The following is a 15,136-nucleotide window of genomic DNA, read 5'->3' as shown; positions in this document are numbered from 1 at the left end:
CCCGGGGAACGTCAGTCCCGCTCGCACACGAAGATCGCGGTCCCCGGGATCAGGTTCCCGCGCAGCGGGGACCAGCCGCCCCACTCCTGGGTGTTCCACGCGGGCCACTCGGGCTCCACCAGGTCCACCAGGCGGAAACCGCCCGCGACCACGTCACGGACCCGGTCGCCGAGCGTCCTGTGGTGCTCGACGTAGACCGCGCTGCCGCTGTCGTCCTGCTCGACGTACGGCGTGCGGTCGAAGTACGAGGCGGCCACCGACAGGCCCTCGGGGCCCGGCTCGTCGGGGAACGCCCAGCGGATCGGGTGCGTCACGGAGAACACGAAGCGGCCGCCGGGCCGCAGCACCCGCCGCACCTCCCGCAGCACCCGCACCGGCTCCGCGACGAACGGCAGCGCCCCGTACGCGGAGCAGGCGAGGTCGAAGGAGCCGTCCGCGAAGGGCAGCACGCCCGCGTCCGCCTCCACCAGCGGCACCCGGCCGCCGTCGATCCGCAGGGCGTGCTGGAGCTGGCGGTGCGAGAGGTCGAGCGCCACGGGCCGCGCGCCCTGGCCGGCCAGCCAGCGCGAGCACTGGGCGGCGCCCGCGCCGATCTCCAGGACGTCCTTGCCCTTCAGGGCCTCCGCCGGGCCGAGCAGCTCGGCCTCGACCTCGTCGAGCCCCTCGGGGCCCCAGACGAAACGGTCGTCGCCGAGGAACGTGCCGTGCTCGATCTGGTACTCGTCGGCGTTCCGGTCCCACCAGCCCCGATTGGCGCGCACACTCTCGGTGACGTCGGAGTCACGGCGGGTGGCCTCGGGCTCGGACGTGTCGGGCTCTTGGATGATCTGCTCCCTCGTCGGTACGCTGCGGGCGCCGCCGTCCGGAGGGCGACGCGGCAGAGCGCGCTGCGGCCGGTGTGGCCTCATGGAACTGGATTTGTGCCGGGTATGCGGCGTTCCGCCCCGGGTGTGCGCCTTCGCGCATTGACCCTGTCGGGCGGCCCCCGTATGCTACAAGTTGCGCTGCGAGCTTGCGTTCCTCAGACATAGCAGGCTGCGCTCGCGTCTGTATGTATGTCCCCTCGGTTGTCGAGGCGCTTTCCGTGTCCTTCGGGATCACGGAAGCCGGCGTCTCCTAAGCTGTCCGGCTTCTGCAGAGCGAAACGGGCTCCGGCGTATGCAGTACCTACGACTTCAATGTCCGTACCGGAGCCCTTTCCCACATGACGAGCAGCACCGAGACCACCGCCACCACCCCGCAGGTTGCGGTCAACGACATCGGTAACGAGGAAGCCTTCCTCGCCGCGATCGACGAGACGATCAAGTACTTCAACGACGGCGACATCGTCGACGGCGTCATCGTGAAGGTCGACCGGGACGAGGTCCTGCTCGACATCGGTTACAAGACCGAAGGCGTCATCCCGAGCCGCGAGCTCTCCATCAAGCACGACGTCGACCCGAACGAGGTCGTCGCGGTTGGTGACGAGATCGAGGCCCTGGTTCTCCAGAAGGAGGACAAGGAAGGTCGCCTGATCCTCTCGAAGAAGCGCGCCCAGTACGAGCGTGCCTGGGGCACCATCGAGAAGATCAAGGAAGAAGACGGCATCGTCACCGGTACCGTCATCGAGGTCGTCAAGGGTGGTCTCATCCTCGACATCGGCCTCCGCGGCTTCCTCCCGGCCTCCCTGGTCGAGATGCGCCGTGTTCGCGACCTCCAGCCCTACGTGGGCAAGGAGCTCGAGGCGAAGATCATCGAGCTGGACAAGAACCGCAACAACGTGGTCCTGTCCCGCCGCGCCTGGCTGGAGCAGACCCAGAGCGAGGTCCGTCAGACCTTCCTCACCACCCTCCAGAAGGGTCAGGTGCGCTCCGGCGTCGTCTCCTCCATCGTCAACTTCGGTGCCTTCGTGGACCTGGGTGGCGTCGACGGTCTCGTCCACGTCTCCGAGCTGTCCTGGAAGCACATCGACCACCCCTCCGAGGTCGTCGAGGTCGGCCAGGAGGTCACGGTCGAGGTCCTGGACGTCGACATGGACCGCGAGCGCGTCTCCCTGTCGCTCAAGGCGACCCAGGAAGACCCGTGGCAGCAGTTCGCCCGCACCCACCAGATCGGCCAGGTCGTGCCCGGTAAGGTCACGAAGCTGGTTCCGTTCGGTGCGTTCGTCCGCGTGGACGAGGGCATCGAGGGTCTGGTCCACATCTCCGAGCTGGCCGAGCGCCACGTGGAGATCCCGGAGCAGGTCGTCCAGGTCAACGACGAGATCTTCGTCAAGGTCATCGACATCGACCTCGAGCGTCGCCGGATCTCGCTGTCCCTGAAGCAGGCCAACGAGTCCTTCGGTGCCGACCCGGCGTCGGTCGAGTTCGACCCGACCCTGTACGGCATGGCCGCGTCCTACGACGACCAGGGCAACTACATCTACCCCGAGGGCTTCGACCCGGAGACCAACGACTGGCTGGAGGGCTTCGACGCCCAGCGCGAGGCGTGGGAGACCCAGTACGCCGAGGCGCAGCAGCGCTTCGAGCAGCACCAGGCTCAGGTCATCAAGTCCCGCGAGGCCGACGCCCAGGCGGCGGCCGAGGGCGGCGACGCCGCGGCTGCGGCTCCGGCCGCTTCCGGTGGCGGCGGCGGTTCGTACTCCTCCGAGGGTGCGGACACCTCCGGCGCGCTGGCTTCGGACGAGGCGCTCGCCGCGCTTCGCGAGAAGCTCGCCGGCGGTCAGAGCTGACCGCACGCCGTTCACTGAGCGGTAGCTGAACGCCCTGTGGGCCCGCACTCTTCGGAGTGCGGGCCCACAGGCGTTCTGCCCTGTACTTCTTCTCCGGCTGCGGGTTGTTCTGGGCTGGTCGCGCCCACGCGGCGGAGCCGCAGGTTGTCACAGCCCCGCGCCCCTTCGGGGCGCTTCCCTGAGGGGCGCTGCTCTCCGGCAGGGCTGTTACGGCGTGACCGGGACGTTCGTCAGGCCCTTGCCGCCCTTGACCGTGTTGCTCGCGTAGACCGTCGTCCGACAGGACCCGCTCTGGTTGGTCACGTTGATCGCCAGCTGTTTGTCGCCCGTCGCGCCGGTCAGGTCGGACTTGTTGGCGCGGAACACCGTGCCGCATCCCCAGCCGGACTGTTGGGTGTGCGTCTCGAAGCCGTTGTTCGTGGTGTTCTTGCCGGTGTTGCCCTCGATGACGTAGTCGTTGCCCTTCACGTCGATCCACGAGTCGTCGTAGTTGTTGCCCGTCAGGCCCCTGCCGTCGAACGTGTTGCCCGCGACGCGGCCGCCCCGCGTGCCCTCCTTGAGGTCGACGGCCTCGCCGCCCACGTCCGGGCCGATGACGTTGTCCAGGATCGACACGTTGTCGCTCCTGTCGGAGAGGGTGTTCGCGGAGCCCACGTACACGCCCTCGCCCATGCCCCGGTCGTCGTTGCCGGTGTCGTAGACGCGGGAGTTCTTGATGACGCCGTCGGGGCTCGATCTGCGGAAGTGCACGCCCTCCATGTCCAGGCCGTGGACCGTCACGCCGTCCACCACGACACCGCGCGCGGAATCGATCATGATGCCCTTCTGGCCGCCGGTGACGGTGACGCCCTTGACCGTCCAGTACGAGGCCCCGTCCAGGTGCAGGCCGTAGCCGCCGCCCGCGGTCAGGACCGCCTTGGGGGAGCCGGTCAGGGTGATGCGGGCGCCGGAACGCGCGGCGGTCGTGGTCGTGAAGTTCCCGGAGTACGCGCCGTCGGCGAGGTGGATCGTGTCGCCGGGTGCCGCGGCGGCGAGGGCCGCCTTGAGCTGGGCGGCCGTGGAGACCTCGATGGTTCCGGCGGGCGCCCCGGGCCGCGCGTGCGCGGTGAGGGCGAGGCCGCCCGTGGCGGTGACGGCGGCCAGGACGGAGGCGAGCAGGGAGCGCGTGCGCATGGGGGGTCCCTTCCCGTGAACGGACGAAGCAGGTTCGTGTACGTGAATGATGGGCGGGATGCTGAACGCTGAACTGCTTCGAGACGGTAGAGGTGGGGCATGTGCGCGTCAAGGCCTGGGTCCGGGGCGGGCGAGCTGGCGTGCCAGGGCAGGCGAAAACCGTGAACTCGGCGCCTTTTGGGCCTAGTTCACGGATAAGAACGTCGCGGGGTGCCGGTTCCGGCGCTCCGGCGGGGGCGCGTCAGCCCTGCTCTTCGCGCGCCCTCGGCTCCGCGTCGCGCAGGCCCTGCTCCGTGCGCCCGGTGCGCGCTTCCGTGCGGTGGCCCCGCGCGATGTAGTCGCGTACGACCGCCTCGACGGCATCCTGCGGGGAGCCCACTCCGGCCAGGACCATCACCTCCACCACCAGTTCCGCGTCGAGACTGATGCTGACCTTGGCCACGGCTGCCCCCTTCGCTGCGTCGTACCCGGACCCTAACTGCTCAGGTGCTCACGGGATCGCCGACGGCGGGAATGCCCGCCTTCCACGGCGCGTTCTGCTCTATGAACACGAGGAGGAGCGGTCACTGTGCTTGATCCGCAGGGTTTGTACGCGTGGGAGCCCAAGGGGCTCGCGGTCGTCGACATGGCGCTTGCCCAGGAGTCGGCCGGTCTTGTCATGCTCTACCACTTCGACGGATACATCGACGCGGGCGAGACCGGCGACCAGATCGTCGAGCGGCTCGTGGACAACCTGCCCGGACAGGTCGTGGCCCGCTTCGACCACGACCGGCTCGTCGACTACCGCGCACGGCGCCCCCTGTTGACCTTCCAGCGCGACAAGTGGAGCGACTACGAGGAGCCCACCCTCGACGTGCGGCTGCTCCAGGACGCCACCGGCGCGCCCTTCCTGCTGCTCTCCGGCCCCGAGCCGGACATCGAGTGGGAGCGCTTCGCCGCCGCCGTCAAGGAGATCGTCGAACGGCTCGGCGTGCGCCTCTCGGTGAACTTCCACGGCATCCCGATGGGCGTCCCGCACACCCGTCCCGTCGGCCTCACCCCGCACGGCAACCGCACCGACCTGGTGCCGGGCCACGCCAGCCCCTTCGACGAGGCGCAGGTGCCCGGCAGCGCGGAGGCGCTCGTGGAGTACCGCCTGATGCAGGCGGGGCACGACGTGCTCGGCGTCGCCGCGCACGTGCCGCACTACGTGGCCCGGTCGGCGTACCCCGACGCGGCCCTGACCGTCCTGGAGGCGATCACCGCCGCCACCGGCCTCGTGCTGCCCTCGGCCGCGCACGCGCTGCGCACCGAGGCCCACCGCACGCAGACCGAGATCGACCGCCAGATCCAGGAGGGCGACGAGGAACTGGTCGCGCTCGTCCAGGGACTTGAGCACCAGTACGACGCCGCCGCGGGCGCGGAGTCGCGGGGCAACATGCTCGCCGAGCCCGTGGACATCCCGTCGGCGGACGAGATCGGCCGCGAGTTCGAGCGCTTCCTCGCGGAGCGGGAGGGCGACGGCTGACGGCAGGGCCTAAGCTGCCGGTCATGCTGAAGGTGGGTTTGACCGGCGGTATCGGCGCCGGCAAGAGCGAGGTGTCGCGGCTGCTCGTCGCGTCCGGGGCCGTCCTGATCGACGCCGACCGCATCGCGCGCGAGGTGGTGGCGCCCGGCACGGATGGGCTCGCCGAGGTCGTCGAGGCCTTCGGCGCGGACGTCCTCGCCGCGGACGGCTCCCTGGACCGGCCGAAGCTCGGGGCGATCGTCTTCTCCGACGCCGCGAAGCTGGCCGCGCTCAACGGCATCGTGCACCCCCGCGTGGGCGCGCGCTCGGCCGAGCTGGAGCGGGCGGCGGCCCCGGACGCGGTGGTCGTGCACGACGTGCCGCTGCTCACCGAGAACGGGCTCGCGCCGCTGTACGACCTGGTGATCGTCGTCGACGCGGCTCCCGCGACCCAACTCGACCGCCTGGTACGGCTGCGCGGCATGACCGAGGACGACGCCCGTGCCCGGATGGCCGCCCAGGCCACGCGCGAGAAGCGCCTGGAGATCGCCGACATCGTGATCGACAACGACGGCCCCCTCGACGACCTCGCCCCGCGCGTGGCAGCCGTGTGGCAGGACCTCCAGGAACGGGCGCGGAACGCCCCGTAGAGGCATGACGCGGGCTGAGCGGGCAGCGCCCGTAGGGGCGCGGGGCCGTGTCGATATGCGGCTCCGCCGCGCGGGCGCGACCAGCCACAGCGCTCCCGCAGCCGATCGACGTGTCCAGGGCGGCAATACCAGCGAAGCGCCGAAGCGCAGGAAGGGCGGGGCCGTGGCCGTATGGGCGGCGTTCACCGTAGTGGGCGGACTCGTGGCGCTGCTCGCGGGCGCCTACGGCCTCGACCGGACTCGGCGCGTCACCGAGGCCGGGGTGTGGGCGGAGGCGCTCGTCAAGGCGGTGCGGCAGGGCGCCGACCGGCCGGCGCTCCAGTTCGAGACGGCGGACGGGCAGGTCGTGGAGGTCCCCTCGCCGGTGCCGGTGAGCCGCAGACGGCCGCTGCGGGCGGGGCAGCGGGTGCCGATCGCCTACGACGCCGACGACCCCCGCGAGGTGGTGCTCCTTGGCCGCGAACGGCGCGGCCTCGACTGGACGTTCGTGGGGGCGGGCGCGGGCCTGGTGCTCGCTGGGCTCGTCCTCGTCGTCGTGGTGTAGGCCCCGCGACGGAGGCGGCTCGGGGCGTGGGGCCGCCCGCGCGATCGCCGCGGACGACCGTAGGGGAATATGCGCACGCCCCCGGGGCGTTAACGCGCAGAGGCGAGGGAAGGAGTCCGGCGTGCCCGAAAGCAGCCCGGAGAGTCATGTCATCGACTTCCGCGCGGCGGAGCAGCTCCTCGCCGCCCGGGATCCCCGGGGCGCGGTGAAGCTCCTCGACACGGTCATCGCCGCCCATCCGGAGAACACGGCGGCGCGTCTGCTGCGCGCCCGCGCCTTCTTCGCCTCCGCCCAACTGCGGGCGGCCGAGCTGGAGTTCAGCATCGTCCTGGAGCGCGAGCCGGACAACGCGTTCGCGCACTTCGCGCTCGCCCGCACCTACGAGCGCGCCCTGCGGCCCGACCAGGCCCGCCGCCACTTCCGGCTCGCGGCGGCGCTCGATCCGCAGCCGGACTATCTGGCGGCGGCGCGGTTCGACGACACGAACGGCCCCGGCCGCGGCGCGTGAAGGACCCGGCACGCCGCGTGGGGCACCGGGTGCGCCCAGGTCCGCGGCGGCTCGTACGGCGGCACCGGGTGCGCCCAGGTCCGCGGCGGCTCGTACGGCGGCACCGGGTGCGCTCAGGCCCGCGGCGGCTCGTACGGCGGCACGTCGCGCCCGGGCTGGAAGTGCGGCCCCTGCCGGATGTGGCGCAGGACGAGCGCCATGTCCACGGTGATCACCACCCACAGCACGCCGCACGCCGCGGCCCAGCCGGGGCGCCCGGCGAGCGCGAAGGCCACCGTGCCCGCGGTCGCCCAGATCAAGCCCCATACGCTGAACCAGAAGCGCATGCGCAAGGGGCTGCGTGCCGTGACCGGTTCACTGCCTGTGCGCATCGGACGTCATCTCCTCCTTCCAGGGTCCTCCCGGCGCGGGCGGAGCGGAAGGGGCGACCGAGGGGTAGGTGGGGCTGTGCTGGACGTGCTGCGGGCCGCGGCGGAGAGTGACGAGGGGCTCGCCGCGTGGCTGAAGGAGCTGGCGGACGCGGGGGAGCCGCGGATCGCCACCGTCCTGCCGGAGGCCGAGGAGCTGACGGAGGTCCTGTTCGACCTGGCCGTGCCCCACGAGGACGTCAACGAGATCGTGGCCCTGCGCGCGCACGTGCTCGGGCACGACGACACCCGGTGGCTCCTGGAGCGGTGCGTCGACGCCCTCGTGCGGGACCTGGGCGAGCCCGGGGCGCAGCCCCGGATGCCGGTGCTGCCCGAGGAGCTGGGCGAGTTGGGCAGCTGCTTCTACGTGTTCGTGTTCCTCGCCGCGCTGCCGTACGTGCGCGCGTACCACCGCCGTCGCGGCATACCCGAGGGCGTGGCCCGCCGCACCCTGGCCGACCTCGGGCGGCACATGGCCGTGCACCGCAGGGGGCACGGGGGCCGCGGCGTGCCGGTGCCCTCCTGGAACGCGCTGCACTTCCGGGGCGAGCTCTACCAGCTGGGGCGGCTGCAGTTCCAGCGGGCGCGGCTCGGCGCGCGCATGGGCGAGGCCGTCGCGCGGGCCGGTCTCGGCCTCGGGCCCCGGGACCTGTGTCTGAGCGTGCACATACCGGACTTCCACGGTCCGCTGTCGCCCGAGGCCTGTGACCGCTCGGTGGCGCTCGCCCGGGAGTTCTTCCCGCGCCACTTCCCCCAGGAGCGCTACGAGGTCGCGGTGTGCCACTCGTGGCTGCTCGACCCGCAGTTGAAGCGGTATCTGCCCGCCGAGGCGAACATCGTGCGCTTCCAGGACCGCTTCCGGCTCGCCACGACGTACGGCGACGAGGAGCCCGACGACACCGTGCCGATCGGCTTCGTCTTCGGCGACCGGGACCTGCCGGTGGCCGGGCTGCCGCGCCGCACCCGCGTGGAGCGGGCCGTCGGCGACCACCTGCGGGCGGGCGGCCACTGGTACGGCGGCCACGGCTGGTTCCGGCTGTAGCTCCGGGGCCCGGCCGCCCCTTCATCGCGTCGGCGCGCCGATCGGGTCAGGGGGCCGGGGGCAGACCCGGGGCGCCGCGGAGGCGCTCCAGTTCGCGGCGGTCCCGCTTCGTGGGGCGCCCCGTGCCGCGGTCGCGGATGCCCGCCGGGGCCACCGCCTCGCGCGGCGGCGGGGGCGGGCTGTTGTCCACGTAGCACTCGACGGCCACGGGGGCGCCCACCCGCTTGCGGATCACGCGCTTGACGATCACGATCCGCTCTCGGCCCCCGGCCTGGCGCAGCCGGACCTCGTCGCCGGGCTTCACGCCGTACGCGGGCTTCACGCGCTCGCCGTTGACCCGCACGTGCCCGCCCTTGCAGGCGGCCGCGCCCATCGAGCGGCTCTTGACCAGGCGTACCGACCAGATCCAGCTGTCGACGCGCACGGCGTTGCCCGTCGCGTCGCCTCCCGAAGTCTCCGAAGCCATGCGTCGACCTTAGTGCGGCATCGGTGCGGGCGGCCCGCGCGCACGGCGAGCCGTCCGGAATCCGCGAGCCACCGCACCCGATAATTCGGGATCATCACGGCAAAACGCACATGACAGCTGATCCCGAGGTGCTGCCCATGACGCCCGAAGAGCTCGCCACCACGGTCGACGGCCTGATGGACGGCTTGCACGCCGACCTCGTACGGCTGTCGTCGATCCCCTCGATCGCCTTCCCCGGATTTCCGAGCGGGCCCGTGGAGGAGGCCCACGACCTGGTCGCCGCGCTGCTGCGGGACGCCGGTGTGCCCGCCGTCGAGCGCATCGACCTGCCCGACACCGCCCCGGTCGTCTACGGCGAGATCCCGCCGCCCGACCCCGGCGCCCCGACCGTCCTGCTGTACGGCCACTACGACGTGCAGCCGCCCGGCGACGAGACGCTGTGGCGGTCGCCGCCCTTCGAGCCGACGCCCGTCGAAGGGGGCCTGCGCGCCCGGGGCATCGCCGACGACAAGTCCAACGTCATCGCGCACCTCGGGATGCTGCGTGCGTACGGGGGCCGCCCGCCCGTCGGGGTGAAGATCGTCGTCGAGGGCCAGGAGGAGTACGGCAGCGCCTTCGACGGCTATCCGCCCACCGACCCGGGGCGCTTCGCCTGCGACGCCATGGTCATCGCCGACCTCGGCAACCTCCGTCCCGGCACCCCCACCCTCACCACGGGCCTGCGCGGGGCCGCCGAGGTCGTCGTCGAGGTGCGCACCCTCGACGAGCCGCGCCACAGCGGCGAGTTCGGCGGCGCCGCGCCCGACGCGCTGCTCGTCCTGCTCAAGGCCCTGGCCACCCTCCACGACGTCCACGGCGACGTGGCCGTGGCGGGCCTGCGCCGCGAGGAGTGGACCGGGACCTCGTACACCGAGGAGGAGTTCCGCGACCTCGCGGGCGTGCGTGACGGCGTGCCGCTGATCGGCGGCGGCAGCCTCGGCGAGCGGCTGTGGAGCGGGCCCGCGATCACCGTGATCGGCCTGGACGCGCCCGGTGTGGAACACGCCGCCTCGGCGGTCGTGCCGCACGCGAGGGCGAAGCTGAACCTGCGCTTCCATCCCCGTCAGGACCCGCGCGAGGCACGGGACGCGCTCGTCGAGCACCTGCGGTCCCTCAGGCCCTTCGGCGTCCCGCTGACCGTCACGCCCGGCGACACCGGGCCCGGCTACGAGGCCACGACCGGCGGCCCCGCCTACCGCGCGGCGCTCGCCGCCCTCAAGGAGGCCTGGGGCGCGGACGCCTCGTACGTGGCGACGGGCGGCTCGATCCCGCTGGTCAACGGGCTCGCCGCGGCGGCGCCCGGCGCGGAGGTGCTGCTCTTCGGCGCCCAGGACAGCATGTGCAATCTGCACGCCCCGAACGAGCGCGTCCTCTTCTCCGAGCTGCGCAACACCGTCGTGGCCATGGGCGCCTTCGTGCGCGAGTACGCGGACGGCTTCCGCGCCGGTGACCGGACGGGAGGCACGGCATGACCGCGTCCCCGCCCGCACCCCCTCCCGCGCCCGCGCCCGAAGAGCCCGCCGCGAAGCGGAAGTTCACCTTCCCGAGCGCCCTGACCGTGCTCGCCGTCGTCACCGTGGCGGTGTGGCTGCTCGCCTTCCTGATCCCGTCGGGGGAGTACGACCGCAACGCCAAGGGCGCTCCCGTCCAGGGCAGTTACCACCGCGTCGCGGGCGACCAGTCCTTCGTGGACCGCCTCAACGACCTGTTCCTCGCGCCCGTCAACGGCCTGTACGGCATCCAGGACGCCGAGTCGGGACAGGTCGGCCCGGATCTGACCGGCGATCTGTACGGCAGCGCGGGCGTGTTCCTCTTCGTGCTCGCGATCGGCGCGTTCATCACCGTCGTCTTCGCCACCGGCGCCCTGGACCGGGGCATCGGCCGGCTCGCCCACCGGCTGCGCGAGCGCGGCGCGCTGCTCATCGCGGGCGTCATGGTCGTCTTCTCCGTCCTCGGCACCGTCGAGGGCTTCGCCGAGGAGACGCTCGGCTTCTACGGCCTGATCGTGCCGCTGATGCTGGCCCTCGGCTACGACCGCATGACGGCTGTCGGCGCGATCATCCTGGGCGCGGGCGTCGGCGTGCTGTGCTCGACGGTCAACCCCTTCGCGACCGGCGTGGCCTCCTCGGCGGCGGACATCTCCCTCGGCGACGGCATCGTGCTGCGGTTCGCGATGTGGCTGGTGCTCACGGGGGTGACGGTCGCGTACGTCGTCTGGTACGCGCGGCGCGTGCGGCGCGATCCCGGGCGCTCGCTCAGCGGATTCCTGCCGGGCGATCGCGAGCAGACGGCGGGCGCGGGGCGCACGGACGCCGAGGTGCCCGAGCTGACCGGGCTGCACAAGGCGATCCTCGTCGTCGTCGCCCTGGTCTTCGCCTTCATGATCTTCTCCGTGGTGCCGTGGTCGAGCGCGCTCACCGGGGACGCGGACGCGAAGCCGTACGGCTTCGAACTCGACTGGTCCTTCCCGCAGCTCGCCGCCCTGTTCCTGTGCGCGGCGGTGCTCGTGGGCCTGGTCGCGCGGATGGGGGAGCAGAAGCTGAGCGCGACCGTCATCCAGGGCGCGGCCGACTTCATCTCGCCCGCCCTGGTGATCGTCCTGGCCCGGGGCGTCACCGTGATCATGAACAACTCGCGGGTCACGGACACGGTCCTGCACTCGATCGAGGGCGTGGTCAAGGGGACGTCGTCCGGGGTGTTCGCGGTGATCGTGTTCGTGGTGAACCTGCCGCTCGCGTTCCTGATCCCGTCCACGTCCGGGCACGCCACGCTCGCCATGCCGATCCTCGCGCCGCTCGCGGACTTCGCCGGGGTGTCGCGGTCGGTCGTCGTCACCGCCTGGGCGGCGGCCAGCGGGTGGATGAACCTCTGGGTACCGACCACCGCCGTGACCATCGGCGGCGTCGCCCTGGCGAAGGTGGGCTACGACCGGTACCTGCGGTTCGTGTGGCCGCTGCTGGCGATCCTGCTCGTGCTGATCTGCGGGTTCGTGGCATTGGGGGCGGCGGTGACGTGACGAGGGGCTCGTCCCCGAACCCGCCCCTTCCCGAAACCGGGGGGCTCTGCCCCCTGGACCCCCGTCCATCGGCCTTCGGCCTCGTCCTCACACGCCGGACGGGCTGAATTTCTCCCGGGAGCCCGGATGCCGTCCCAGGCCATCGTCCGCAGTGTCCTCGTCGCCGTGCTCGGTCTGTGCGCACTGGCCGCCGCCCCCTCGCCCGACTCCAGGGCACCGCGCGACGACGTCTCCTTCTGGGTGAACCCGGACACCAGCGCCGCCCGGCAGGCCTCCGCGTGGCTGCGGCAGGGGCGGTTCTCCGACGCCTGGGCGGTGGCCCGCATCGCGGTGCGGCCGCAGGCCGAGTGGCTGAGCAAGGACGGGCCGGAGCCGGTGGTGCGGTCGCTCGTGCGGCGGGCGGCCGCGGCGGGGCGCACCGCCGTGCTCGTCACGTACTTCATCCCGGACCGCGACTGCGGCGCCTACTCGGCGGGCGGCGCGCGCGACGCGGCCCACTACCGGGCGTGGATCGACCGCTTCGCGGCCGGGCTCGGGGCGCACGGCGCGTACGTGGTCGTCGAACCCGACGCGGTGGCCCTCGCGGTGGCGGGCTGCGCGGGCGCCGACACCGACGAGCGGTACGGACTGCTCGCCTACGCGGTGGACCGGCTCAAGCGGCAGCCGGGCACCAAGGTGTACGTCGACGCGGGCAACGCCACCTGGATCCCGCAGGTGAAGCGGCTCGTCGCCCCGCTGCGGCAGGCGGGCGTGGACCGTGCCGACGGCTTCGCCCTGAACGTGTCCAACTTCCACACCGACGCGGTGAGCGCGGAGTACGGGCACCGGCTCGCGCGGGCGCTCGGCGGCGATCCGCACTTCGTGATCGACTCCAGCCGCAACGGCAACGGCCCGTACGCGGGCGTCGAGCCGTGGTGCAACCCGCCGGGGCGCGCCCTCGGCACCGCCCCCACCACCCGCACCGGCGTCCCCGCCGTCGACGCCTATCTGTGGGTGAAGCGCCCCGGCGAGTCCGACGGGACCTGCCGGGGCGGGCCCGTGGCCGGCGGCTGGTGGCCGCGGTACGCGCTGGAGCTCGCGCGGAACTCCCGCATCTGACGGCGCGGCGCGGGGCGGCGCGGCACGGGCGGGCGGGGGGTCAGGGCCGCCAGTCGTAGCGCACGTCCGGCTCGCCCTCCTCGTTGTCGCCGTCCGTCCACTGGGTGGGGGTGAAGCCGTGGCGTTCGTAGAACCGCCGGGCGGGCGCGTTGACCTGGAAGGTCCACAGGGTCAGGCCGTCCGGGCTGCGCTCCTTGGCGAGGGCGACGAAGCGGTCGCCGATGCCGCGGCCGCGCCAGGCGGGGTCGAGGTAGAGCTGGCCGAGCCGCTCGCCGTCCAGGACCATCATCCCGACGACCGAGCCCGCCGCCCGGGCCACCCACGTGGTGCCGCGCGGGATGACCACGTGCCGGATGTACTCCCGCACCTCGTCGTCGGTGTGGGGGCGGCGCACGTCCGGCAGGGCGGTGTCGTACGAGCGCAGATAGACCTCCGCCACGGCGGCGCCGTCCCCGGCGGTGGCGGCCCGCAGGACGACGGTCACGCGCCGCCCTCCCCGGGCACGACGGCCGTGGCGGTGATCTCCACGAGCTGGCCCGGATAGCCGAGCACGGTCACGCCGAGGAGCGTGGACGTGTGCGGCTCGGTGCTGAGCAGGCCCGAGGCGCGGACGACCTCCCAGGCCTCGGTCAGCACGCCGGGCTCGTGCCCGACGACGTACACGGTGCTCGCGACGACCTGCGACAGGTCGCTGCCAACGGCGCGCAGGGCCTCGTCGAGGTTGGCGACGACCTGCCGCGTCTGCGCCCCGACGTCGCCCTCGCCGATCAGGGTGCCCTCGGCGTCCAGGGGCACGGAGCCCGCCATGAAGGCGAGCCGCGTACCGGCTTCGACGATGACGGAGTGGGCGTATCCGGGAGGCGGGAAGAGGGTCGGGACGACGGTGCGGTGTGGGGTCATGGGGGCATCGTGCGAGGTGCGCCGGGGCGGGCGCACCTCAATTTCCGCGGGGCCCCGGCGGGTTCGGTCTGTCGTGTACGCGGCGTCAGCGCACCGCCGCGGGGGAACTGCCGCCCGGTACGCGCAGCTCGGGGCGGCCCGAGCCGTCGGCGGGGACGGTCCAGATGTCCTGTTTCCGCCCCTCGCGGCCCGGCAGGGCGTAGGCCAGGGTGCCGTCGTCGAGCCACGCCGCCTGGTCGTCGACGGAGCGGCTCTCGGCGACCGGGTGCTCGCGCATGGTGCGCAGGTCCAGGACGTACAGGCGCCACGGGTCCGAGGTGCCCCCGCGCACCCGCTTCTTGAAGGCCAGGCGCGTGTTGTCGGGGGACAGGGACGGGCACTCGACGTTCTCGCGCAGGGCCTTCGCCGTCCACTTCCGCATGTCGCCGCGGACGAGGTACGTCTTGCCCTTCGTCGAGACGGTGGCGTAGAAGCGGTTGTCGTCGCGGGCGAACGTGACGCCCCAGTAGTTGACGTCGGGGGAGTGGTGGCGGCGGCCGTCGAGGGTGAGCGGGATCTCCTCCATGTTCTTGATCAGATAGCCGGTGCGGGTGTCCAGGATCGAGGTGCGCGTGGAGAAGGAGCCGCCCCCGCCCGAGTACGAGTCCCCGGTGGCGAACATGGTCCACGACAGCATCCGCCCCGACGCCGAGACGCGTGCCCGGTTCGGGATGCCGGGCAGGGCGATGCGCCGCTTCTCGTGCAGCTCCCCGTCGAGGACGACGGCGTACGCCTTGGGCGGGATGCCCGGGCGGCGCTGGAGGCACAGGGCGGTGCCCCCGGCCGCGTAGAAGCGCTCGCACGTCGGCCCGCCGGTGGTGCGCGGGTCCCGGCCCGCGAGCGGGAGCCGGGCGACGCGGCCCGCTCCCGCCGCGCTGGAGCGGAAGTACAACTGGCCCTGGTCCAGGGCGAACTCGGAGGTGGTGACGGTGGGCTGGGCCTCGTGCGCGGCCCGTACGGTGTAGGTGACGGCCACGGTGGCGAGGACGGCGGCGGCCAGGGCGACGGCGAGGACGCGGGGCCGGGTGTACAGGGTCATCGGGCGCGGGCGGGTCATG

Annotated in this window: 17 protein-coding genes; 9 read left to right on the top strand and 8 right to left on the bottom strand. The window is 72.7% G+C overall.

The window, feature by feature from the left end; translation table 11 throughout:
* Window positions 1–11 precede the first annotated feature (11 nt).
* Complete coding sequence (locus tag C9F11_RS11280; protein ID WP_249401687.1) at window positions 12–908, bottom strand: class I SAM-dependent methyltransferase; 897 nt, start codon at window positions 906–908, stop codon at window positions 12–14.
* Window positions 909–1,204: 296 nt separating this feature from the next.
* Between C9F11_RS11280 and rpsA the strand changes: the two genes are divergently transcribed.
* On the top strand, window positions 1,205–2,710 hold the full coding sequence (gene rpsA / locus C9F11_RS11275; RefSeq protein ID WP_138959141.1) for a 30S ribosomal protein S1: 1,506 nt from the start codon (window positions 1,205–1,207) through the stop codon (window positions 2,708–2,710).
* A 207-nt stretch (window positions 2,711–2,917) separates the two neighbouring features.
* On the opposite strand, the gene C9F11_RS11270 is transcribed toward rpsA, so the two are convergent.
* On the bottom strand, window positions 2,918–3,883 hold the full coding sequence (locus C9F11_RS11270) for a right-handed parallel beta-helix repeat-containing protein (RefSeq protein ID WP_138959140.1): 966 nt from the start codon (window positions 3,881–3,883) through the stop codon (window positions 2,918–2,920).
* 241 nt (window positions 3,884–4,124) lie between these two features.
* Window positions 4,125–4,325: a DUF2191 domain-containing protein gene (locus tag C9F11_RS11265; protein ID WP_138959139.1), complete on the bottom strand. Its 201-nt coding sequence runs from the start codon at window positions 4,323–4,325 to the stop codon at window positions 4,125–4,127.
* A gap of 126 nt (window positions 4,326–4,451) precedes the next feature.
* Here C9F11_RS11265 and C9F11_RS11260 point away from each other — a divergent pair, with 126 nt between their 5' ends.
* From C9F11_RS11260 to C9F11_RS11245, 4 genes are all read left to right on the top strand, one after another.
* The gene (locus tag C9F11_RS11260; RefSeq protein ID WP_138959138.1) at window positions 4,452–5,390 is read left to right on the top strand and encodes a PAC2 family protein; all 939 of its coding nucleotides are present in this window, start codon (window positions 4,452–4,454) and stop codon (window positions 5,388–5,390) included.
* A 23-nt stretch (window positions 5,391–5,413) separates the two neighbouring features.
* Window positions 5,414–6,019 (top strand): dephospho-CoA kinase, encoded by a 606-nt coding sequence (gene coaE, locus C9F11_RS11255; protein WP_138959137.1) that lies wholly within the window; start codon window positions 5,414–5,416, stop codon window positions 6,017–6,019.
* 163 nt (window positions 6,020–6,182) lie between these two features.
* Entirely contained in the window at window positions 6,183–6,563 is a 381-nt protein-coding gene (locus tag C9F11_RS11250; RefSeq protein ID WP_171075702.1) for a DUF3592 domain-containing protein, read from the top strand.
* A 121-nt stretch (window positions 6,564–6,684) separates the two neighbouring features.
* Window positions 6,685–7,071 carry a tetratricopeptide repeat protein gene (locus C9F11_RS11245; protein ID WP_138959135.1) on the top strand — a complete coding sequence of 129 codons (387 nt, stop codon included), beginning with the start codon at window positions 6,685–6,687 and terminating at the stop codon, window positions 7,069–7,071.
* Between the two features lie 113 nt (window positions 7,072–7,184).
* On the opposite strand, the gene C9F11_RS11240 is transcribed toward C9F11_RS11245, so the two are convergent.
* The gene (locus tag C9F11_RS11240; protein WP_138959134.1) at window positions 7,185–7,442 is read right to left on the bottom strand and encodes a DUF6343 family protein; all 258 of its coding nucleotides are present in this window, start codon (window positions 7,440–7,442) and stop codon (window positions 7,185–7,187) included.
* A 130-nt stretch (window positions 7,443–7,572) separates the two neighbouring features.
* Here C9F11_RS11240 and C9F11_RS11235 point away from each other — a divergent pair, with 130 nt between their 5' ends.
* Window positions 7,573–8,520: an acyltransferase domain-containing protein gene (locus C9F11_RS11235; protein ID WP_138966350.1), complete on the top strand. Its 948-nt coding sequence runs from the start codon at window positions 7,573–7,575 to the stop codon at window positions 8,518–8,520.
* 46 nt (window positions 8,521–8,566) lie between these two features.
* Here C9F11_RS11235 and C9F11_RS11230 read toward each other — a convergent pair whose 3' ends face one another.
* A complete protein-coding gene (locus tag C9F11_RS11230) occupies window positions 8,567–8,986 on the bottom strand; it encodes an RNA-binding S4 domain-containing protein (protein WP_138959133.1) in 420 nt (139 codons plus the stop codon).
* 137 nt (window positions 8,987–9,123) lie between these two features.
* Here C9F11_RS11230 and C9F11_RS11225 point away from each other — a divergent pair, with 137 nt between their 5' ends.
* The 3 genes from C9F11_RS11225 (at window position 9,124) to C9F11_RS11215 (ending at window position 13,139) form a co-directional block, all read left to right on the top strand.
* The gene (locus C9F11_RS11225) at window positions 9,124–10,497 is read left to right on the top strand and encodes a M20/M25/M40 family metallo-hydrolase (protein ID WP_138959132.1); all 1,374 of its coding nucleotides are present in this window, start codon (window positions 9,124–9,126) and stop codon (window positions 10,495–10,497) included.
* Window positions 10,494–12,041, top strand: a complete 1,548-nt coding sequence (locus C9F11_RS11220) for a YfcC family protein (protein ID WP_138959131.1) — start codon at window positions 10,494–10,496, stop codon at window positions 12,039–12,041. Before C9F11_RS11225 ends, C9F11_RS11220 begins: the two co-directional genes overlap by 4 nt.
* A 126-nt stretch (window positions 12,042–12,167) precedes the next feature.
* Window positions 12,168–13,139, top strand: coding sequence for a glycoside hydrolase family 6 protein (locus C9F11_RS11215; RefSeq protein WP_138959130.1), 972 nt, complete (start codon window positions 12,168–12,170; stop codon window positions 13,137–13,139).
* A gap of 40 nt (window positions 13,140–13,179) precedes the next feature.
* Here the strand turns inward: C9F11_RS11215 and C9F11_RS11210 are convergent, their stop codons facing one another.
* From C9F11_RS11210 to C9F11_RS11200, 3 genes are all read right to left on the bottom strand, one after another.
* Entirely contained in the window at window positions 13,180–13,623 is a 444-nt protein-coding gene (locus C9F11_RS11210; RefSeq protein WP_138959129.1) for a GNAT family N-acetyltransferase, read from the bottom strand.
* Window positions 13,620–14,039: a RidA family protein gene (locus tag C9F11_RS11205; RefSeq protein ID WP_138959128.1), complete on the bottom strand. Its 420-nt coding sequence runs from the start codon at window positions 14,037–14,039 to the stop codon at window positions 13,620–13,622. Before C9F11_RS11205 ends, C9F11_RS11210 begins: the two co-directional genes overlap by 4 nt.
* Window positions 14,040–14,124: 85 nt before the next feature.
* Window positions 14,125–15,135, bottom strand: coding sequence for a hypothetical protein (locus C9F11_RS11200; protein ID WP_249401686.1), 1,011 nt, complete (start codon window positions 15,133–15,135; stop codon window positions 14,125–14,127).
* Between the last annotated feature and the right edge of the window lies 1 nt (window position 15,136).

It is taken from the genome of Streptomyces sp. YIM 121038 (genome assembly GCF_006088715.1).
GTDB lineage: Bacteria > Actinomycetota > Actinomycetes > Streptomycetales > Streptomycetaceae > Streptomyces.
The sequence above is the reverse complement of the archived record's forward strand: the minus strand, read 5'-3'. Positions and strand labels throughout refer to the sequence as shown.

Bases quoted from the DNA above. Each gene is read 5' to 3' on its own strand.
- C9F11_RS11205 (WP_138959128.1), bottom strand. From the start codon at position 14,039: ATGACCCCACACCGCACCGTCGTCCCGACCCTCTTCCCGCCTCCCGGA.
- C9F11_RS11220 (WP_138959131.1), top strand. From the start codon at position 10,494: ATGACCGCGTCCCCGCCCGCACCCCCTCCCGCGCCCGCGCCCGAAGAG.
- C9F11_RS11230 (WP_138959133.1), bottom strand. From the start codon at position 8,986: ATGGCTTCGGAGACTTCGGGAGGCGACGCGACGGGCAACGCCGTGCGC.
- C9F11_RS11215 (WP_138959130.1), top strand. From the start codon at position 12,168: ATGCCGTCCCAGGCCATCGTCCGCAGTGTCCTCGTCGCCGTGCTCGGT.
- C9F11_RS11240 (WP_138959134.1), bottom strand. From the start codon at position 7,442: ATGCGCACAGGCAGTGAACCGGTCACGGCACGCAGCCCCTTGCGCATG.
- C9F11_RS11225 (WP_138959132.1), top strand. From the start codon at position 9,124: ATGACGCCCGAAGAGCTCGCCACCACGGTCGACGGCCTGATGGACGGC.
- coaE (WP_138959137.1), top strand. From the start codon at position 5,414: ATGCTGAAGGTGGGTTTGACCGGCGGTATCGGCGCCGGCAAGAGCGAG.
- C9F11_RS11200 (WP_249401686.1), bottom strand. From the start codon at position 15,135: ATGACCCGCCCGCGCCCGATGACCCTGTACACCCGGCCCCGCGTCCTC.
- rpsA (WP_138959141.1), top strand. From the start codon at position 1,205: ATGACGAGCAGCACCGAGACCACCGCCACCACCCCGCAGGTTGCGGTC.
- C9F11_RS11280 (WP_249401687.1), bottom strand. From the start codon at position 908: ATGAGGCCACACCGGCCGCAGCGCGCTCTGCCGCGTCGCCCTCCGGAC.
- C9F11_RS11270 (WP_138959140.1), bottom strand. From the start codon at position 3,883: ATGCGCACGCGCTCCCTGCTCGCCTCCGTCCTGGCCGCCGTCACCGCC.